At 65.0% G+C, this 20,594-nt stretch carries 13 protein-coding genes; 6 read left to right on the top strand and 7 right to left on the bottom strand.

What is annotated here, in order from left to right; translation table 11 throughout:
- The first annotated feature begins 9 nt into the window (after positions 1-9).
- Complete coding sequence (locus tag FZC61_RS03615; protein ID WP_148612655.1) at positions 10-864, top strand: hypothetical protein; 855 nt, start codon at positions 10-12, stop codon at positions 862-864.
- 696 nt (positions 865-1,560) lie between these two features.
- Complete coding sequence (locus FZC61_RS03605) at positions 1,561-2,589, top strand: hypothetical protein (RefSeq protein WP_148612650.1); 1,029 nt, start codon at positions 1,561-1,563, stop codon at positions 2,587-2,589.
- A 113-nt stretch (positions 2,590-2,702) separates the two neighbouring features.
- On the opposite strand, the gene FZC61_RS03600 is transcribed toward FZC61_RS03605, so the two are convergent.
- Complete coding sequence (locus FZC61_RS03600) at positions 2,703-3,191, bottom strand: hypothetical protein (protein ID WP_148612648.1); 489 nt, start codon at positions 3,189-3,191, stop codon at positions 2,703-2,705.
- A 172-nt stretch (positions 3,192-3,363) separates the two neighbouring features.
- On the opposite strand from FZC61_RS03600, the gene FZC61_RS03595 reads away from it, so the two are divergent.
- The gene (locus tag FZC61_RS03595; RefSeq protein WP_170285965.1) at positions 3,364-3,786 is read left to right on the top strand and encodes a helix-turn-helix domain-containing protein; all 423 of its coding nucleotides are present in this window, start codon (positions 3,364-3,366) and stop codon (positions 3,784-3,786) included.
- A 37-nt stretch (positions 3,787-3,823) separates the two neighbouring features.
- Here the strand turns inward: FZC61_RS03595 and FZC61_RS03590 are convergent, their stop codons facing one another.
- From FZC61_RS03590 to FZC61_RS22930, 6 genes are all read right to left on the bottom strand, one after another.
- Positions 3,824-11,011 (bottom strand): AAA domain-containing protein, encoded by a 7,188-nt coding sequence (locus FZC61_RS03590; RefSeq protein WP_148612643.1) that lies wholly within the window; start codon positions 11,009-11,011, stop codon positions 3,824-3,826.
- A gap of 99 nt (positions 11,012-11,110) precedes the next feature.
- Positions 11,111-14,611, bottom strand: coding sequence for a TM0106 family RecB-like putative nuclease (locus FZC61_RS03585; RefSeq protein WP_148612640.1), 3,501 nt, complete (start codon positions 14,609-14,611; stop codon positions 11,111-11,113).
- A 30-nt stretch (positions 14,612-14,641) separates the two neighbouring features.
- Complete coding sequence (locus FZC61_RS03580) at positions 14,642-15,475, bottom strand: PHP domain-containing protein (RefSeq protein ID WP_148612638.1); 834 nt, start codon at positions 15,473-15,475, stop codon at positions 14,642-14,644.
- A 193-nt stretch (positions 15,476-15,668) separates the two neighbouring features.
- The gene (locus tag FZC61_RS03575) at positions 15,669-16,964 is read right to left on the bottom strand and encodes a vWA domain-containing protein (RefSeq protein ID WP_148612636.1); all 1,296 of its coding nucleotides are present in this window, start codon (positions 16,962-16,964) and stop codon (positions 15,669-15,671) included.
- A gap of 66 nt (positions 16,965-17,030) precedes the next feature.
- On the bottom strand, positions 17,031-17,492 hold the full coding sequence (locus FZC61_RS03570; RefSeq protein WP_148612634.1) for a hypothetical protein: 462 nt from the start codon (positions 17,490-17,492) through the stop codon (positions 17,031-17,033).
- A 130-nt stretch (positions 17,493-17,622) separates the two neighbouring features.
- Entirely contained in the window at positions 17,623-18,210 is a 588-nt protein-coding gene (locus tag FZC61_RS22930) for a dual specificity protein phosphatase family protein (protein WP_170285964.1), read from the bottom strand.
- 111 nt (positions 18,211-18,321) lie between these two features.
- Between FZC61_RS22930 and FZC61_RS03560 the strand changes: the two genes are divergently transcribed.
- Genes FZC61_RS03560 through FZC61_RS03550 form a run of 3 tightly spaced genes read left to right on the top strand, consistent with a single transcriptional unit; the run spans position 18,322 to position 20,443 of the window.
- A complete protein-coding gene (locus tag FZC61_RS03560; RefSeq protein ID WP_170285963.1) occupies positions 18,322-19,290 on the top strand; it encodes a hypothetical protein in 969 nt (322 codons plus the stop codon).
- 42 nt (positions 19,291-19,332) lie between these two features.
- Positions 19,333-19,878: a hypothetical protein gene (locus tag FZC61_RS03555; RefSeq protein WP_148612628.1), complete on the top strand. Its 546-nt coding sequence runs from the start codon at positions 19,333-19,335 to the stop codon at positions 19,876-19,878.
- Between the two features lie 16 nt (positions 19,879-19,894).
- The gene (locus tag FZC61_RS03550) at positions 19,895-20,443 is read left to right on the top strand and encodes a sigma-70 family RNA polymerase sigma factor (protein WP_170285962.1); all 549 of its coding nucleotides are present in this window, start codon (positions 19,895-19,897) and stop codon (positions 20,441-20,443) included.
- Positions 20,444-20,594: the final 151 nt, after the last annotated feature.

Here is a 20,594-nt window from a genome sequence, read left to right as displayed (position 1 = left end):
GACTCAACCGTGACCGATCAAGTCGCCATTTCGGTCGATGTCGCGGGGTCGCGCCGGAGGCGTCAGCGTCTGAAGCAGTACATAAAGCGAACGCTTCTGGATGACGAGTTCTTGTGCCCCCACTTCGAGTCCTGCCGGGGTTCGATCCTGCCTGGCCACCAGTTCCGCGAGGGCACGATGAGCCATGTCGGACACCGTTACGAACTCGTTCGAAAGGGCAAGCCGTTGCGGGTCATGGTGGTCGGGCAAGAGTCAGGGTTGCCGAAAGATCCTGCTTCGCAGTGGGGGCGCAAAGTCACGATGGACGCGCGGCATGACCAAGTCCTTGACTCCGGTTTGCAGCGTCGGTACTACACCGAGCCGCCACACGAGGGGCGAAACCCGCACATGCGAGGAACTACGTCCGCGCTGCGGATCGTATTCGGGAAGGGCCTTGGCTCTGACTACGACGCTGAGTTTGTCTCTCCGGTCAATGGCAGCCCGTTCCACCTGTTCGAAGGCTTTGCCCTGGTGAACCGACTGCTGTGCTCGGCGGGTCCCGTTGGTACGAGTAACGGCAAGCCCACAAAGACGATGTTCGCCCGGTGCGCTGACCACTTCTCGGCGACCGTATCGATCCTCGAGCCCACGCTGGTGATCCTGCAGGGAAGACAGGTGCGCAGGTGGGCCGAGCCCACCTTGACTCCCAACCGGTTCTTCACTGACCACCTGTACGAAGCCCGATTCAACGGCTCGCGAGTAATGGTCTGCTCGTTCTCTCACCCGTCCGCGCACGGTGCACTGCGCTGGGGCGACAAACTGGACGCGCCGTACCTGATCGAAGTCGTGGCCCCGACAATCCGCCAGGCGCTGCGACACTCCTAGCTAACGGAGGCTTTACTCAGCCTTGATCTCGCGACCGGCCTTGCGGTTAGCGAACGGACGGACGCCCCAGTCGGCAACGAACTGACTGATGAGCGCAGACTCGACGTCCTCTGGATTCTCGTCGGGGGTCTCGCGCCAAGCAACGCGCAACTCAGCGCTGTCTTGAAGTTGCCACACGTACCGGCCACCCCAATGTCCCACAGGATCACCGGCACCATGTCTGCGGAACTCGTCTAGACGCTTGCGCAGACCACGTCGACCGGTCGCTCCGGCGCTCGCCTTACCTATGTACACAACCTGAGCCTGAGCGACCCAAGCCCTCTGCAGCACCGAGCGCGAGACCGAGGGGTCCCTGGCCTTGAACCAGCCCGCCGGACTGACGTCGAGGAAACTCGGGTCGCTGTGGGAGTCCCGGAAAACCACATACACACCTGGTCCGGGCGGCACCGAGAAAGACGCGAGTTCCGAGAATCGTACGAACCCTTCGAACCCCGCGCGGGCGAGGCCTGGCCGAGTCCACTCCATCGAATCAGTCTGACGCAGGATCACTCCGTTTCGCGTCGTATCGTCGGTGCGTCGCTTCGTCGCGAACGATGGCCGGCCCCACCAACTGGTAGTACCGGGGCCCGACGCAACGGTGCAGGAGACAACTACCGAGGTCAACCGGGCGGCCTGAACCTGTGTCAGAGTTGCCGGGTGCCCGAGCTTCTGCCGATGAGCCGCCACGGCAGCACCTTGACCTCGGTGTTCTCATTGCTCGGCTCCAATGAGAACCACCTAACCGCTGCGCTCGGGTGGACGCTGCGCAATAGCCCCAGGTTGCTTGCCGCGCTGATCGGGGGTTTGGACCCGGCACCGCAAGCCGCGACCACCGCGATCGACCTCGAGGTGTCCGACGATCTCGGTCGCACCGACCTTGAACTACACGGCGCTGACCACGCGGTCATCATCGAGGCGAAGCGAGGATGGCTTCTCCCCACCATCGATCAGCTGGCGGCGTACGCGACGCGGTGTCGCTCGATGCCGGTCGCGCACCTGGTGACCCTTTCGGACTGCTCGCATGACTGGGCACGACTGCACCTGCCCGCCATCGTGGACGGCGTCAAGGTCACCCACCTGCCATGGAGCATCGTCGGCGAATACCTGACCGCAGCTCGTCGTGGCGCGGCTGGGCACGAACGGCTGTGGCTCGACCAGTTGAACACCTACTTGAAGGAGACGTTGCGGGTGGTTGAGGTCAACAACGCCGAGGTGTACTGCGTAGTCATAAACAAGGAACGACCCGGAGGCGGGGGGCCGCACACGTACCGGGAGATCGTCGATCAAGGCTTCTACTACTACCCGTACGGCTGGGGACACGGCTGGCCGCCCGTGCCTCCGAACTTCTTGGCCTTCCGATGGGACAATCAGGTTCAACGCGTGCACCGCGTCCTCGACTACGAGGTCATCGCGTCGCTCCAGCAGCGGTGGCCAGACATCCCGGCTCCAACTGGGGATTCGCACCAACAGGCGCGGACTGACGGAACCGATCGACCACACGTCCTGTGCCGCCTCGGACCGCCTCTTCGGATGAAGCCCCTGCCGACCTTCGTCAACTACCGAGCCGCTCGGGTGTGGGTGCTGTTGGACCAGCTCTTCACAGCTCCGACGCTTCAAGTTGCGCTGCGCGAATCCCAGCACCTGCGTGGCGAACTGTTACCAGACGAGATACCGACTTCCACTTGAGATCCCCACGGGGAGCTTTGAGGAGCCCGCGAGTCGTCGGGACGTGATAGCCGCCAACTTGTGGTTACGCGACCCGAGCGGCGACGCGGCGCGGGGAGTCAACCCTGCCGGACTCAGCCCTCGGCCTCAATGTCCCCGACAGCCTCATCCAAGGCGACGTTGACCATCTTCTGGCGCTCTTGGGTGGCGAGGATCATCTCCCGCAACTCCGAATCGATCTCGACAACGATGAGCTCCACGTCGAAAACCTCGGCAGCGCGCTTGACCCAGCCAGTGACTGACCTGAGGGCTTCTTCACTCGCGAACACAATGATGGTCCGCACTTCCTCCAAGCCGGGCTCCGTACGGAGCAGAGCTAGCTTCAGGACATCCTGGGCGATCTTCTTGAGTTGGGCGCCCTTCAGCCGGCCTTGACGGGCGTAGGCCTCCACCGCAATCTGGCCATCCGCACTACGGGCGTCGAGCTGGATGGACACTCCACCGCTCAACTTCAGAGCCCCGCCCGGGTTGAGCGGGACGCCGAGCAGGGCTCCAAGCGCATCGACGATGGCACCTTCCGCGCCCCTCTGGACCGAGGAGTCGCTCTGGTGATTGACAGTCATCCAGGCAGCCTACGACGAGCCGGCCGAACGCCGCAGGGACGATGTGAATCGCGTCTGGCCTTCGAGCGCGGAGCTCTCTCCTAACGCTTAGCGTATGCAACGTGTCAGGTTTGCACCTCGCTTGCTTTTCGGAGAGCATAGACCCAGGGTTCGACAGAACGAGGACGGAGCGATGGCAACCTCACCCAAGACAGGCGACATCGAGCTCGGGCGGAAGATCGCTACGCGTCGCGACGAACTCGGGATGAGCCGCAAGCAGCTCGCCGAGGCGACCAGCCTCTCCTATCCCTACATAGCGCAGATCGAGACCGGCTACCGGCTTCCGTCGACAAAGCACCAGGTTCTCCTGTCCAAGGTGCTGGGCATGTCGCTCGACGAGCTGTTCGGTACTGAGGACGAGCTTCCTCAAGCGCCTATGCGGCTTCAGTCAGCGGCGCCGAGCAGGCGGCGGCGGGCGTCTATTGACGAGGCCATCGAGCTTGCGGCACAAGAGATCGAGGCACTCCCCGCATCCGTCCGCTTAGAGGCCCTCTCCCGCATCCAGCTTCGCATCATGCAGAGCGTCGCCGAGGACCAGGCGAAGCAGCGCAGCTGACGAACGACCCGATGCTCCCGCGTCGGTGATGACCTACTCAGCGCTGGTGTTCGTCCATGACTCGGATGCCATTGAGAACGACCTCCGCCGCTGCCTCCATCCGAGCAGCGTAGCTGCGCTCCGACTCGTCACCGTTCAACGCAAGTGGAAGTGCGAACCAGCAGTTGCGGATGTCTTCCTTGGGGACAGGCCTCCGCCAACCGTTCGATACAAGCTTGTCAGCGAGCACCGCGTCGAACGGTTCGCCATACCCCTGCCCATCACCCGCCTCGACGAATAAGCCCTTGACCGGATCGCCCTGCCACTGGATGTATCCACCGCGCACGTCGAACCCTCCCGTGCCACTCGACTGGATTGCATCGGCCAGCATCGCGGCAATTTCAGCGACTCCAAGGCCGACCTCGCCATCACGTGGGTCGTTTAAGGGATGAGCGGACGCCGGAGCTTCGCTAGGTGCCGGCTCCTCCGCGGTCTGTGCTTCATCGTCATCGGTCGGGAGCTTGGCATAGACCGCTTCGAGTCGAGCGCGAACATTGGCTCCGAGTCTCGTGATCCCAAACAGTTCCGCGGTCTGGCGAAGTAGGTCGTCGACGAACTCCAAGTTGCACTCTTCTAGTACCGCGAGCATCGCATTGGCGATCTCCTGTGGAGCGATCTCGTCGAGAGTCCGCGAACCGTCCTGGCCGGCGATGCGGAAGCCGGCCCAGGTCTCGGGATCGAGTCGGGACGGCCATGCGAAGTCGCCAAGCTTCCGGTTCTTGCGAACCTGCGCCCGCGGGACGAGTTTGACGATGTCTTCGACGCGTGCCGTCCGGACGGCGTTAAGACCGAAGCGTCGCGCAACGATGCGGGCGAGTCGTCCCAGCTCGACGGGCCCTTCGGTTTCGATGACGTCGAGCACCTGCTCGCGCACCGTTGCCGCGGCACCGCGATCAGGTAGACGGTCGAGGACTTGTTTGGAGCCGACCACGTTGGTGTGCGCGGGCTGGAACTCGACGATGGAGTCGGTGTCCGGCTCCGCGGCGTGAGTGCCTGATGGAGTGACTGGGGCAGGCTTCGGCGGAGCGAGAGGCATCGAAGCCGCGGGCGCTTCAATCCGTCCCTGCTCCGGCAGGAAAGGCGTCGCGGCCCCGGGCTGACTTGGTCCTGGATCGGTCGCTGACGCCTGGACAGCGGCTTCCGTTCCCACGTCCCCATCGGCCTCCGGCGTGGGCGTTGGTTCTGGAGGGAGGGCCCGCTCGTTCTCGGGGCTGAGGCTGTGGAGAGGCTCAGCCGCCCCGGCCGCCGAGGAGTCAGCGGCTGACTCCGTTCTCACGGTCCTGCCGTCGAGGTGAGCCTCGGCTCGATCCACTTCGGAAACGATGCGGGCGATGACCTCGTCTCGATTCTGGAGCCACATCGGCCACCAGATGCGCGCAACGGTCGGCCAGCCCATCAGGTTCTCAAGAACCTCGACAGGTAGGACGTCACGATCGGACACCGTGTTGCGCTTCTTCCAGCTCTCGCCATCGAGCAGGACAGGGAGGATCGGGCGATCTGGAATCTCGGGTCGAGCGAGCACGAGGTCGAGCCGGAAGTTGGACAGTCCGACGTCAGACATCACGTGCAGACCGGCATCGTGAAGTGCCGAGGCGATGTCGTCACGGTGACGATCGCGGATCGCGATGCGGTGAGCCGGCTCGACCATCTCGCTCTGCGCGCCCGCCGCTTGCGCATCCATCAGGAATTGCTTGAGATCCTTCGGCCCCTGGTACGTCGACCCGGATACGTCGAGCTCGTTGGACGCGGGGTTGAAGCTGCAGAAGACCACGTTCTTGCGGCGTGCTCGGGTGACGGCGACATTGAGGCGCCTCTCACCACCGGCATTCGAGAGCGGGCCGAAGTTCGTCGGGACCTTGCCGTTGGCCTGCTTGGAGAAGGCCACCGAGAAGACGACGATGTCCCGCTCGTCGCCTTGGACCTGTTCCAGAGCCTTGACGAACAGGGCCTCGCCTCGGCCCATCTTGGACTCGTCCAGGACATCGGCGATCTTGGCATCGCCGCTTGCGTGCAACAGGTCCTCGATTAGCTGGCGCTGCTGCTCGTTGAAGGTCACGATGCCCACGGAGGGAAGGCGCTCGCTGGCGTGGACGAGTTCGTGGATGTACTTCACGATCTCGACTGCCTCGAAAGGGTTGGTGTTCGATCCGGCTATCACGCCGTTGCCGAGGTCCACCTTGTTGGCTCCCGCGCGCAGATACATCCCCTTGTCGTCATTCTCCGGCCAATGCACGGGCCGGAACTCCAGGCCAGTTTCGGACGAGAGCAGGGTGGGCGTCGGGAAGCTGCTGAGATCACCGCGGTAGTAGGTGCGGTTGCTGAAGGCGATGAGCGCCTCATCCTGGCTCCGGTAGTGCCAGTTCAGGCTGAGCGTGGGGACTCGGGCGAGTTCGCACTCGCTGAGGATGGACTCCTGGTCCTCGACAATCTCCTCAACGTTCGGGTCATCGATCTCCTCGTCCTCAGCCGCCCCACCACCGACCTTGCGAGTTGGCGGCATCTGCTTGCTGTCGCCCACGACGACAGCTGCACGTGCGCGACCGAGCGCTCCGACTGCTTCGGGCACGGTGATCTGGGATGCCTCGTCGAAGATGACGAGGTCAAACTCCATGACGCCGGGTTCGATCAGGTCGACCACAGATGACGGGCTGCACAGCACGAGCGGCGTGAGTTCTTGAACGGCTTCGCCGTACTTGCGCAGGATCGGCCGGGTTCCGAGTTTCCGGGTGGTCTTTTCCAGCTCTCGCGCGAGCCCGCCGGTGCGTGACCCGCGCCCTCCCCCGCCCCTGCGCGCAAGGAGCCGGGCTGGGCCGTCGGTGGCCCATTGCTTGCGAACTTGCTCCTGCGCCGCCGAGTACGACGTGACGCGCTGGTCGTGCGCGACCGCGTCGAACCGGTCGAGCCCTTCCGCGCTGATTCTCTCCGTGAGCGAGGCTCGTGCGACTCCGCGGGCGAGGGCGTCTTCGGCCGTGTGGGCCGGAAGCCTGCCTTCCAGGAGTTCGATTCTGGCTTCATCAAGCCCAGCGGCAGCCAGCGGCTCAAGCTTTCGCACAAGCGTGCACCATCGCTGGAGCGGAACCAGTCGTTCGTAGTCGACATCGCGACGCCAGGTCTCCTCGACGCGAGTGGTCGCGGACGACAGCGTCGCGTTGTTGCGCCAAGCATCGAAGTCGGCGTCCTGGATGGCGAGTTCGTCCCAGAGACGGTGCCAGGAGGCGGCATAAGAAGCGAGCGCGTCGCTTTGGCCGCTCAGGTGGCCATTGCGCGCAAGATCGTGGATGCGACGAGTCCACTCACCTTCGTCACGGAGGCTGGCGGTCGCCTGCGTGAGATCGTTCAGCCGACTTCGGGCGGCCACGAGTGCTCCCGCGGCGAAGGCATCGGCGGGAACAGTTCCTGACAAGCCGGGTGTCGCGCCGATCGACGTCCGGACCTCTTCGCCCGCACCCTGCGCCGCGATGAGGTCAGCCAGGATCGCTCCGGCGTTTGTCGGGTTCAGGTCGAGGTTCGGGGGTGCTGCCGCGGCGAGGGGAGCGATGGCGGCGGTCTGTCGGCCCTTGCGTCCCAAGAAGCCAGACGATGTGGCGGCGTCAAGCTGGGAGGCGATCGCCCTGAGATCCAGGGTGAGGACGTCGGGCGTGAAGCCGTGCAGCTTTTGAGACCATCCTTCGACGGCGCGCTCGCAGCCAGCGAGAGTCTCGGCCGCTCGCCTCGGCCAGGCGGCGTCGAGAACACCGGCCAACTCCTCGCCCGCGGGGAAGGCCGGGTTGGCTGCCGCCGCGAGCGCATCGAGTTGTGAGGGATGCGTCAGTGAGTCGAGCGCCTCGCGAAGCGCACCCGTGCTGACCGCGGCCCAGGCGAGACCCGCCAGGACTCCGCGCACTGCTGCACTGACGGCTTCCACGTCAAACGGGTCGCCGTTTCCAGCCCCTGCCAGCCGCCACGGGTGGTCAGCTCGGACCGCTGCCGCGGCGGTCCATCGCTGGAGGTCCTCGAACAACTCCTTGAGCGCCTCGGCCTGGTCGGCGCGGTGGGCGACGACGGTCGTCGGGATCGGCATCACAGGGCCGTCCTGCAGAACGAGCAGTTCGTCGTGAGCGCCATAGGCGGACAGGCCGGCCGCGTTTGGCTTGTGGAGGTGTTGGGGGTACTGGGTCAGCTCAAAGCGGGCATTCCTGAGCTGGCGCCGGGCGTTCTCCATCGCGAGGGTGTCGGGGTGCACGGTCGCTGTGAGCGAGCGTTTGAGCTGGGCGCGGACCTCGGCAGCGTTGGAGCCCTCGTGGTGGAGGTTCAGGGTGAATGGTCCCAGGCCGATCGCCTCCAGTCGGCGCTGAACGACCGCCAAGGCGGTGCCCTTCTCTGCCACGAACAGGACGCGCAGGCCCGTCAGGAGGCATTCGGCGACCATGTTCGTGATGGTCTGCGACTTCCCGGTTCCTGGTGGGCCCTGCAGGACGAAGGTGCGGCCTTGGCGTGCCCACAGAACGGCACGCTTCTGGGTGGAGTCAGCTGGGATGGGCGTCTCCAGCTTCTCCAGCTGCTCCTCGAACGCCTCGTCGCTGTCAGCGTCGGCGGCCGCCTCGATGGCCGGGTCCTCGAAAGTTTCGGTGGGCGTGTGAACGAGGTGCTTGACAAGCGGGCGCTCAAAGAAGTGATCTGCGTTGAGGTTGAGGTCCTGCCACATGCGGAAGGCCGAGAGGTCCAAAGTGGCGAGTCGTGCCTCGCCGGACACATCGAGAGGCAAGCCTCGTTCTGCGACTGCCTTCCGCACCTCGGCGAGAACACCGTCAACGTCGATGCCCGCTCGGTCGGCCAACGGCTCGGCGAGGCCGGGGATTGAAAGTCCGTGCTCTCGGCGCAACCACTCGATGAGAGCGGCGTTTGGCGTGGTCTGCTGGGAGGAGTCGAGTGTGAGGGTGAACTCCTGGCGCCCCCGTGCGACAGCGATGTTCACGGGGACGAGGATCAACGGTGCCTCTGCGAAGACCCCTGGCTTGTAGGGCCAGCGCAGGAGTCCGATGCACAGGAAGAGCGGATTCATTCCTCGCTCGTCACGCGCCGTCTTGGCGTTGTGCGCCATTGAGCGGATCTCTTTGAAGAACGTCGCCGGACTCAGCGCTGCCGGCTTGCCCCCAGAGCGTCCGATTCGCTGGACGTACAGTCGCCTGTCGCTGAGGTGGGAGATGAGTTCCTTGCGGTCGTCAGGAGATCCCGATTCCAAGAGCTGCAGGGCGTTGGCGATGTCCCGGGCGCGCCATACCTCTGGGATGTCGTAGCCGCTGTGGATGCTGAATGAGACGTCTTGGTTGAGCTTGTCCTCCAAGATGCCGAGGCCCTCAGGAGGAAGAGCGATCGGCTGGACTCTGGCATTGCTACCAAGGTTCAACAGCGCGTTGGTCGCGTTGAGGCTGAACAGCGAGGACTTCCAGGTGCGGTAGCGGGCAGGATGGTTGTCGACCTGGCGCTCACGCGCCCCAGCGTCCAGCTCCTCGCCCTGCACCTTGGTGACCGTCGGCGCCCCGCCGGGGCGGTACTCCACGATCTCCGTGACCCCATCTGCACGCTCGTTGACCGCAGGCAGAGGTGATACACCCGCACGCCGCGCAGCGGCAACATCGATGAGCTGGATGAACCCTTCGCCGAGTCCGCGGCTGACATTCCCCTGTCGCGCAGCCAGGCGCGCCTCACTCGCCGACATGTCCTTGCCCGCCGTGAAGGCAGTCGTCTCGATGACTCCGAGCCAACCACCCCCGACAAGCGAGTGAATCGTCGCGAGATCGTCGATAACTGGTGTGGCCGGGTACCACTCCGGCTTCGCGCCCTGCTCTGGCAGCGGATCCCTCCGCCAGTAGCCGACAAAGATATGTCCAGTGATGAGCACAAGGACTGGATGCAACCCCACTTGCTCGATCACCGCGGCGGCGAGAACGGTGGTGTCCATGCAGGTGCCGAGGCCCGCCTTCGCCACGTCACCGTGATCACGGATGCGTTGCCCCTCGCCCCGGTAGTCCCAGCCGGGTGGGGGTTCTGAGTACGCAATGGAGCGGGCCTGAAGCGCCTCATAGATAGCGGTGATGGTCGCGTCAGCGCGTTCTTCAGCCTGCGCGACGTCGCCGATCTGGTAGGCGAAGAAGGACGAGTCGCCGGTCGCCTTGCCCAGTCGTTCTGCCGCCTCACGCGCAACCGCGGCGATCTCGGGATGGTTGGGCCTGACGAACGAAGCCAGTAGGGACCGCGATAGGAGCGCGGAGCTTGCCCCCTCCGCCCTGAGCGCACGCCCGATTGCCTCCAGCTCGCGCTCGATGACCTCGACATCCGGGTGGTCCGGGTCCTCCTGGAGGAGGCCGGCCAGCTCCTCTCCACGCTGAAGCATGCGCGCCCGTTGTTCCGACCGGCGGGGATCACCTTGCCAGAACCACAGGTCGCGCGGCTGAACGTCCAGGGCTTCCTCGTATCGGGAAAGCACCCGACCAGTCGCTGCGTCTTCGAGCGTGATCAGGCAGTCGGCTCCACGGCGTTCCTCCACCTGCGACATGACTCGCGCCGAGAGCGGAACGTTGAAACTGCCCAAGGCGGTAGTTCCCGCTGGAAGCGGGCCCTCGAATGCGAGTTTGGTGCCGAACTGCACATCGGCGTCACGGACGGCGACGCTGATGCGCGCCTGCGCGAGGGACTCCGAGAGCGCGACCGTGAGGTCGGAGATCTGCGGTATGCGGGCTGCCGATGAAGCCCATGACCACTGGTCACTGATGTCGGCACGCAACTGCGCATCGATCGTAGGAGTCTCGACGTCCCCCGGCTGGTCACCCGGCTCATCAATGACGGGCTCAGCAAAGTCGACTTCGGCGATCTCGACTGCCACCGCGGGTGGGGCGACCGCTGACGGCGGTGCGGGATCTGGGGTGGTTTCCTCTGCGGAGCGCGCCCAATAGTCCAAAGCCGCATGCATAAGGTCAATGACCTGCCCGCGATCGGCGTAGCTAGAGAGAGCGGAGACGTCGGCAACAAACTCGCGCTCCCCGTCGAGCCACGACGCTCTGATGTCACGCGTGAAGGGTCGTTCGCCGATCACGTCGGCATCGCCGACGAACGGGACGATACGAAGCTCGTCGCCTTGGGCCTCGACGAACGTGATGGTGCTGGAGACCTCTTCGACAGCGAGCCAATTGCCGTCATCGCCGCGCACGATCTCGGCCCGTGATCCGGCGTCGTGTGCGAGCGCCTCGGCAAGTGCCGTAGCGGTCGGATGCAAGGTGCCCCCCCGTGCCCGACGTCACCTCATCGGTCAACCTTGTTCCCCTCGCTCTCGCCACTCTTCCTCGCGCCAGTCCATTTCTTCCGTGGGCTGGCATAGCCCGATAAATGCGCCCAGCTCGAGCACTCCCTGCGCGCTTCTCGGCATGAACGAGGTCAGTGATTCGGACCGAATGATGACCGCTCGCCATTTTGCCCGAGATGCCGCCACATTAGTGCGGTTTCGGCTGAGCAGGAACCCCATCCCCCGCGGCACGTCCCCATATGAAGACGCGGTCATGGACACGATCGCCACTGGCGCTTCCTGGCCCTGGAACTTGTCGACAGTGCCGACACGTACGCCACCCAGGCCGGCGGCTTGGAGTGCGCTCCGGATGACCGCGACCTGAACGTTGTAGGGCGCGACGACGAGAAAGTCGGCCTGTCCCAGCAGCCTCGGGGCGGTCAGGTCGTCGGGATCGGTCCACATCTTGCCGATGAAAGCCCTCACCTGCGCAACGACCTCCGCCGCTTCTTCCACGGATTCAGTGCGGTTTCCAGTGTGGTCGAGCGCGGCGACAAGGAGTCCCGGCTCGACGCCGTCGAGGCTGCGCCGTGCTGCGGCCACCGCTGAGCGAAGTCGTCCGTCGTACGACAGAGTCGAGACCTTGGCGCACAGAGCGGGGTGCATCCGATAGGACTCAGCGAGGAAGTAACCGAGGTCGGTTGGGATGGTGTCGTGCCCGTCCATGAGCCAGCCGAGGGCGGACTCGTCGACTGGTTCGGCGTGGGTGCCCTGGCTTACCTGCGGAAGCTGCTGGGGATCGCCGAGGAGGAGCAACCGCTTGGCTGCGACGGACGCACCAAGGGTTGGGGCTAGCGAGAACTGCCCGGCCTCGTCAACGATGAGCAAGTCGAGGGTGCCGCGGGCGATCGTGTTGTCATTGGCGAAGTCCCAGGCGGTACCGCCGATCACGCATCCGGTGGCGACGTCTTCGTCGAGGAACTTCGGCACGTTCTTGAGCGGTGTCCACGTGGGGCTCTTGCTCTCGGTCTTCCCCTTGCCAACGAGCGTTGGGTCGAGCTTGGTCTTCACGATGCCGGCGAGCATGTTCTCCACGACGGCGTGTGACTGAGCGACGACTCCGATCCGCCAGTGGTGCTTCTCGACAAGTTCCTTGACGACGTGCGAACCGGTGTAGGTCTTGCCGGTCCCCGGCGGGCCTTGGATTGCCACGTAGGAGGCGTTCATCGAGGTGAGTGCCGCGACGACGCTCTCGACGGTCGACTGACCCCGCGGGAGTGGGGAGCCACTGATGAGTCGTGGCGTGCGGCGAGCGACGATGTCGAGCACCCCGCGCTCAGGGAGCGAGGGCGCGGCGGCGGCGGCTGCTCCCACCTCCTTGATTGCTTCTTCGAGCTTGTCAGTTTTCGGCGGCATGCCGGGCACCAGCGCGACCGGGAAGTCGTTGAAGGTCTCGTCCGGCTTGCGGCTCTCGGTCAGCAGCAGGACACGCGGGTCTTCAGTGTCCGCTGCGACGCTCATGCTCCCGGCTGCGGCGTACGGTGCACCGTCTGGGCCGAACGAACCCGACGGCGCTGGGGTCAGGTAGACGACCTGGGCGCCGGAGGCGGTCTTGCTGCCGGGGGTCCAGTCTCCGACAAGCCGTAGGACACGGCGGGCGTTGGTCGCCTTTCCGCCCGGGACGGCCCAATCCGAAACGACCTCGGCCGACTCAACGATGAAGACGTCCCTGGCGTCGGACCAGTCGTCCACCAGGTGACTGAGGCGCTCGAAGTGCTCCCACCAGTACTGCTTGCGCTCGCGGCGGTAGTAGTCCAGCGATGTTGCCAGCATCGCGTACGTCTGCTCCTCCGGTGCGCGCTTGATTCGCTGTTCCGGACCGGACTTAGCCATGAGAGCGAGGAAGACCGGGTCCCGCTCCGACAGCTCTTCACCCTGCACGTCTTTGATGCGAGGGACGATCTGGTCGCGCACGCCGGCCTCGTCGGCGCGTTCCAGGAGCCAGTCGCGAAGCCGCAAGGTCGAGAGGCAGTCGTACTCGTTGTAGTCGGCAAGGGCGGCGAGCCGTGCTCCGGCCGCGGGAGGATCGTCGATCCGCAGATCGCGGTACTCGTGGTAGGCGACCACGGATGCTCCGCCGTCGCCGACGGCGTCCTCGTCGTCAGAGCGGAGCTGATCGCCCATGTAGAGCGGTTCGAGCTTCTTGATGCTGTAGGACGGCTGGCCAACTCGCACCGAGCCGCGCACGGTTGCATAGAGGTCGACGAAGACCTCGGACCGGAGAAGGTCGTCGAGCTCCTTCTCCTTGGTCTGGTAGCGCATCGCCAGCCGTTTGAGCGCTGTCGTCTCGTACGGCGCGTAGTGGTAGATGTGCATGTCGGGGTATAGCGCGCGCCGCTCGGCGACGAGGTCCATGAAGGAGGCGAACGCGTCTCGCTCCTCCGTCGCGCTGTGAGCCCAGATCGGGACGTAGTGTTCGGCAGTGTCGAGCACGCCCCAGAGGTATTCGAGGCCTATCCGGCTGAGGTCGCCTTCGTCGTACAGCGGATCGCCCTCGAAGTCGAAGAACAGGTCACCCTCGGAGGGAGCCGGAAGTAGCGCGAGCATCTTTGGTGCGGTGGCGGTCAGCTCGAATGCGACCGGGGCGTCCGCAGCGGCTTGCATCTGCTTCCACTGCAACGCCGCCTGTGCTCGCAGCTTGTCGAACGTTGCCTGGGTCATCGCGGCGGGCTTGGCCGTCGCAGTCGCGAGGTCGGCGATCGTGTGAATGCTTGGCACCGCCGTGTGAAGCTTGCGTCTCTGCTCCATCCGCAGCCCGGCGACACCGATGACGTCGTTGGTCGCCGTGGCGGATGCTTGACACTCGTGGCACTGGCCACACGCAACGAAGCGGTCGTCGCCCCACGCGACGGGCACGCCTCCAGCCTGGTGCGAAGTGAGCACGTGACGGAGCCGTTCGCGGCGCTCGATGAAGACTGGCCGCACGTCGGAGACGCGGAAGTCGGCTCGCTCACCGTTGCCCAGCATGAGCGACACCGTTGAGGACAGCGGCAGGTCCATCCGCTGGATCTGGTCGGCGTACGCACCGAGCTGGAGCAATGCCTTCGGCTTGGCCGACCGCGCGAGCTTCGCGTCGCACACCAGCCACCCGTCGTCAGCACGCTCGATGAAGTCGGCGTACCCGAAGAACTCTCCGTCGAAGAACGCCGCCTGGTAGATGACGTCGGGCTCATCCATGAAGGCCTTGAGCGTCGAGTCGCCTGCGGCCTCGAGCTTCTCCATCGTGTACGGCGGCTGGACGTGATCCATGACCGCAACTTGGCGCTTGGACGTGAGCTCGTCGAGCAGCCGGGCCTCGCGCCGGTCGCCGAGCCGCCCGATGTGTTCCTGGAGCGCGTCCTTCTTCTTCTCTATCGCGTCAGCCCAGCCGAGCTTGTGGTCGAGGGTCCGTAGGAGGGCGTACTCGCATTCAGCTGCAGCGGTGAGGTCGGATGCGCTCCAGTGCAGCTTGCCGTTGATCAGGAACATGCGTTTCCTGCCTCCTCGCGCCGCACGCCGTCAGCAGCCATCGAAGTCCGGTCCGAGGAGCTTCTCTGCGGCCTCGGCGTCCGTGAGGTTGCAGCCGAGATCGTGGCCGGTCTTGCGAGTGCCGTGGTAGTCACTCGACCCGGTCACGGCGAGACCGAGGTTGGCCGCGACGGCGCGCAGTTCGGCGCGATCCTCTTGGGTGTGCTGCTCGTGGTCGACTTCGATGCCGTCGAGCCCGCCGGCACTCAACTCGGCGAAGCGCTCCTCCGTGATGCCCGGGCCTCGCTTGTCATCCCGTGGGTGGGCGATGACCGAAACCCCTCCGGCATCGCGGATCGCCGCGATCGCGTCCTCGATCGTGGGACGGTAGCGCTGGATGTAGGCCGGGCCGCCTTCGTTGAGGAACCACGCAAATGCCTCGTCATCGGTCGCGACGTGTCCTTCTTTCACCAGGCCGGCGGCGACGTGCTTTCGGCTCGGGATTCCGCCGGCGAGGGAGGTGACGTACTCGCGATCCACCGAGAGGTCCAGCTCGTCCAGTCGGTCGAACAAGGCTGCGACGCGGTCTTCGCGCGAGGTAGCCCCGCGCATAAGGATCTCCGCGATCGCAGGGTGCTCCGGATCGAGGTTGTATCCGAGCAAGTGCTGACCACGACCTTCGTTGGTGGTGGAGAACTCGATCCCGAGCACGACTCTGATGCCCAGCTGTTGCCCGGCATCGGCGGCGTCCCCCCATCCCGCAACGGTGTCGTGATCGGTAAGCGCGACGACGTCGAGGTCAGCGGCAATAGCTCGCTCGACCAGTTCCCTAGGACTGTCCGAACCGTCGCTTCGTACCGAGTGGGTGTGCAGGTCTACGCGCATCGCCTCATCGCTTCCAGTTCAGTTGTTCGAGTCCCGCCGGCCAGTCTTCTAGTCAGGTCGATCCATGTCAGCGGAACGCGCCGTCCGTCGTGTCCACGCACGTGGCTCCTCACGTCCGCGGGGGAGAGCTGCACCGGGCCCTGCCGTCCGCGATCCAGGCTCGTTGGTCGCGAGTTCCGGTTTCGGTCGGGCGTCACTGATCTTCCTCGCTCTCAGGCCGCGCGGCACGGCCACGCTTGCGACTACCGCGGTGGAAAGACTCCCGACTCATCTTCGACATGAGCGGGGCGCTGCCGACGCCCATGTCGTACGACATCTGGTCCATGCGCTCGACTTCATCGATCTCGGCCCGGATCTCCGGCTTGAGAGCCTCCGGCGCTGCGCCCAGCGAGGCGGAGAGACGCGACTTCGTCTCGCCAATGAGCCTCTGCCCCTCGGTGAACTCGCCGCGCTCGAACGCCTCGGACGCCTGACGCTTCACATCCTGTGCCTCTTGGAAGAGGACCTCGGAGTGCACAGTCGGGTGAGGAATCCGCCCCGCGGCCTCGTCGCCCGGCACGACGTTCACTGTGATCGGCAGCGAGGCCACCTGCTCCACCAGCCCAGGGAGTTCGACGTAGGCAAGCTCGAGGGTTGCGATCCTGGCCAACCCGAGCGACGCGATCGCGGGGACCTTGAACTTCAGGAGCACCTTGCGGCCCTCCTGGGCATAGAGGTCGCCCAGTTCGATCATGACCTGGCCCTCACCGATCTGTGTCGCGGGCAAGTCGTTGTAGAGGCGCAAGAACTCCACCGCCGGCTCGAACTTGACCGTCAGCGAGAGCGCCTGAACGACCTTGTTGAGCAGTCCGTCGACCTCACCGGCGATCGCGGCACCCGCCGCGTCGGGGTTGTCCGCGAAGATGTGGTTGCCCGACCCGGAGCGCGAGATCGCTGACAGCAAGGTCTCGTCGTAGCCCTGGCCGTAGCCCAACGTCGAGGTCACGATCCTGTCGCCATATGCCTTCGCCGTGATCGACGCGAACTCGTCGACGTTCCGAATCCCCGCGTTGACGTGACCGTCGGAGACGACCAGTACCGTGCCTCCCGTGTCGCCTGCGACGCGACGAATCTCGCGCAGGCCGCGAAGGTAGCCCGCCGAGAGGTCAGTAGAGCCACCGGAGTGCACGCCCTCGATGAGGTGGATGACGCTCTCCTTGTCTGTAAGCGGACCGGCCGGGACGACGATCTGTGCGGAGTCGTCGAAGGTGACGAGTCCGAAGTTGTCGGACGGCTCCAGTCGACGAACAAGCGCGATGAGCGCCTTCTTCGCGCCCTCCAGTGGGACTCCCGTCATCGAGCCGGAGCGATCGAGGACGACCTGCAGGGAGGCCTGCGAGCGAGTGACCTCCGAGATCGCCGCCGGGGCCTCCAGCTCCAACAGGACAGCGACCTCATCCTCGGACTCGTGGGCAACGACGTTGACGTCGAGCAGTGCGTTGATCTTCATGTTCGGCTCCTTCCGAGCGCGTCCAGATGTTGATGACTTTGGGCTCGGGTGCCGAGCCTTGAGACGTTACGGGTGGCCGCCGACAAAGCCGTGGCAGGCAGCACGCGCGGCACGAGCCGCGACGATGCGGCACGCAGCGGCCTTGACCTCGCCCCACCGCGGGAAGGTTTGCCGGAGACGGGGTCCGCTTGGAGCTCCGCTCATAGCCTTGGCCCAGGCCGCGTAGCCGGAGTACGTACCGCTGCTGCCGTCCGCGGCGAGGTAGTCAGCGACCCAACGGATGAGGTCCGTCTCCGACCAACGACTCGAGTAGGACCGCGTGGTGTTGGCTGCGACGTCGGCGGCGTCGCACGCGGCTCGCCAAGTGCCGAAGCGGCTGATGATGCCCATGCGGCAGGGCCCACCGAAGGCAGCTCGGTACTCGTCGTAGGACTCGCCGCGGAGAGCTCCGGAGACGAAGAACGCAGCTTGGCGCACCGCGTCGAGCATGTCGTCATCGCTGTACTTGACCTTGCCGCCAACCGCCATCTGCCCGACCCCTATCCGTACCGTACACCCGATGTAATGCGCTCAGCATAGCATGATTGTGACTCGTGCCGCACCATTGGTTCTATGCTCTGAGTATCACCGAGGCCTCCGACAGCATGGTGTGGCGACGTCAGGACGCATCCTCGCGGCGAATCGACCGGATGATCCGAACGACGTCGAGTGGGTTCTCACGACGCCATTGCGCAACCCCCCGACGAGCCTCGGCCCGCTCTCGGGCCGTGGCGCCCGTGCGACCGAAGTGCCACTCAAGAGCGTCCTCGGCGTACGCGACCGCGGCGATCGGGCGAGCAGATCTGAGGGCCGCCAGGGCGTCGACGGGGTCCCACCCGAGCCGGAGCAGCACGGCGTATCCGACGCTGGGTCCGCGGTTGATGCCCATGTGGCAGTGCGTCAGAACGGCGCCGCCCGACGTGATCGCGTCCCCGGCCCACCGAGTGACGTCCTCGAACCAGCTCGCGGGCACTTTCTGGCCGGCGTCGTCGATGCCATCCCATCGATAGGTGACTTCGGGGACGTAGGACCACAGCTCGGTGTCGTCGCACTCCTGCCGGACGTCGACGACGTGGGTGATGCCGCCGTTGACGAGCTCGATGGCTTGCACCGCAGCGATTGCGTTGTCGAAGGCCAGGTCACCGCCGACCGCAAGGAACGGCGTGACGAAGTGGGCGTTGGCGAGGGTGAGGCGAGGAAGCGTCATGGCTGTTCTCCTGGCTGTGGTGCCCCGGATGGGGCGGACAGGAAGTACGACGCTGATGGTGGGCGAATCCTGACAACCGGACTTCCGTCGTTGCCGCTTACCCTCGGACTTGTGCCCAACGACGACCTCGCACTGCTGCTGCGCCTGAACAAGAGCTGGTACGACGACATCCCTCCCGACGAGCTCTACGAGACCACCCGCGCGTGGTGGGTGATGTCGGTCGCGAACGCGGAGCGCGTCGTCCGAGTGCTCGCCGTGGCCGGCGGTCTCGTGCGCGAGGTCTACGAACCGGCCGAGTGGCTGCACTCCCCTGTCGAGGGGCTCGAGAACCGGATCGGCTTCAACGGCTCCGTTGCCTCCGATCGAGACAAGTACGTCGGTCGCGACGTCGCCCATCTCTTCCGGCCTGGGTCAGCTAACCCGGTTCGCTACCTGCCTCTCAACGCGGTGCTGGCAGATTCGTCAGTTACACCGACCGGCGCCGAACCGGTCGCCGCCGAATCCGAGCCGATCGCCCACGAAGCCGTCGAACCGGGTTTGCTTGAGCGCGTCTTGCCGCTGCTCGACGCCTTTGAGCATGACCTGCTCTGGGCGCAATCTCGAGCGGGACAGGAACTGTTCCATTCCAACACCTTGGGGTGGCTGCTCCGGAAGCACCCTCAGGAACTTCGCCCCCTGCTCGAAGTGCTGGGCGGGGCAACCTATCCCGACATCGACGCCATCAGGGTCGCGCGAGAGTTGAAGCACCTCGACGTGGTGGTCGATCCTGTCGATGCCCATCCGAAGGTCGTGGTCGAGAACAAGCTGTACTCCATCCCCTATCCGGCGCAACTCCTGAAGTACAACCCTGTCGCGCTACCTTGGTCGCCCAACCACGGTGAGGCAGGGGCGTCGAACACGCGTTACGTTCTCCTCAGCCTGATGGACCCGTCCTTCGACCTGCCAGCTCCGTGGGTCCACGTGAACTACTCCGCGGTCTCTGATGCGCTCGAACTGGTTGACGCCCCTGCGCTTGGACGCACGGCCGACTTGTTCACCCGTTATCGTGCGCTGGTCCAGCGGCTGGTCGCGCTTGCATAAGCGCTCGATCCAGCGCAAGCACTCGACGAGCCGTTCTCGGCTGTGCAGGTCGTCGGCCAGATGCCCGGCGGAAGCCTCGACGGCGCCATCTACAAGACGCGAATCAGCGGCCTCGCTCAAGTCGTGCAGGCGCAACTGGATGAACCGAAGTCTTTCGTTGTCGAGGGCGGCCGCGGCGGCTGCGGCCTCATCAGCTACTGGCGGCGCGTTGCGCCCACCCGGATGATCGGCTGGCAATACCAAGTCATCGACAAGCAGCTTCGATACCAACTGACGGTCGAAGACCCTGAGTTGCAAGGCGAGAAGCACGTGACCCAACGAGCTCACATCGCCGAGAGCGAGTTCGTCGAGTTCTTCGACCATTCTGACCTCGAAGCCATCCTCGATCAGGACCTCCTTCCCAAGACCTATGCATCCGGTCAGTGGAACCGCTTCAACCCCGACTTTGTGTACCGCCATCGGCCAGTGTCTGCGTCCATCTCGACTGCGAAGCTGGCGACGGCACTCGTCGCTATGACGCGTCGGGTCGACGCATTCGCCGACAAGGCAGGCTTCGACGTCGGTTCACGCGGAAGTGTCGGTCAGTAGCCCTACGCTTTCGACCGTGGAGAAGAACGAACTGGTTGCGATCGCGAGACCCATCGTGTGGCGTCGCGGCTACCGGGCCGGACTGTCGATTGAGGATCGCCAGGACCTTTTCCAGGACGTCCTCATGAAGTACCTCCAAGCGTGGCCCGACGGCGATGCACCCGCCAACGTTGCAGCCTGGCTCGAGACTGCTACGTCGAACGCCATCGTCGACCGCGCCCGCGCGGATCAGCGGCGCCCAGCTGACAACTTCGCCGAAGGCGAGGAAGACCCGGTCTCTTTGGCGATGGCAGTCATGCGCTCGACGCAGTTCGCGTCGGCGCCGGCCGTGAGTCGAGAGGTCATCGATAACCTGTTCGCCCTCGTTTCCGCCGAGGAGGCTCACCTACTCCGCCGGCGCTACATCCATAACGACACTGCGGCAGAGCTCGCTGCCGAGCTGGGGATCTCTGTTGCGAACCTCGACCAGCGCACAACACGAGCGAAGCGTGGACTGCGGGACGCGCTTACCGCCCGGCCCGACCTCGTCGAGGCGCTGCGAAATCCTCACCCACACGTCTACTGACGACAGGCGCGTGCACCTTGGCGAGGTGAGCGGCAGACCTCTAAGTCCCATCTATGCCTCGTCAGCTCGGAGCCGAGTATCTTTCGCGACGATCGGATCGAGTCGTTATCGGAGGTGGTTGTGGGCCCTTGGTGACAGAACGCCTTCGTTG

This window comes from Nocardioides rubriscoriae, assembly GCF_008087085.1.
GTDB classification, from domain to species: Bacteria; Actinomycetota; Actinomycetes; order Propionibacteriales; family Nocardioidaceae; genus Nocardioides; species Nocardioides rubriscoriae.
This window is presented reverse-complemented; position numbering and strand designations above follow the sequence as displayed.

Bases quoted from the DNA above. Each gene is read 5' to 3' on its own strand.
- FZC61_RS03595 (WP_170285965.1), top strand. From the start codon at position 3,364: ATGGCAACCTCACCCAAGACAGGCGACATCGAGCTCGGGCGGAAGATC.
- FZC61_RS03570 (WP_148612634.1), bottom strand. From the start codon at position 17,492: ATGGCGGTTGGCGGCAAGGTCAAGTACAGCGATGACGACATGCTCGAC.
- FZC61_RS03585 (WP_148612640.1), bottom strand. From the start codon at position 14,611: ATGTTCCTGATCAACGGCAAGCTGCACTGGAGCGCATCCGACCTCACC.
- FZC61_RS22930 (WP_170285964.1), bottom strand. From the start codon at position 18,210: ATGACGCTTCCTCGCCTCACCCTCGCCAACGCCCACTTCGTCACGCCG.
- FZC61_RS03580 (WP_148612638.1), bottom strand. From the start codon at position 15,475: ATGCGCGTAGACCTGCACACCCACTCGGTACGAAGCGACGGTTCGGAC.
- FZC61_RS03575 (WP_148612636.1), bottom strand. From the start codon at position 16,964: ATGAAGATCAACGCACTGCTCGACGTCAACGTCGTTGCCCACGAGTCC.
- FZC61_RS03600 (WP_148612648.1), bottom strand. From the start codon at position 3,191: ATGACTGTCAATCACCAGAGCGACTCCTCGGTCCAGAGGGGCGCGGAA.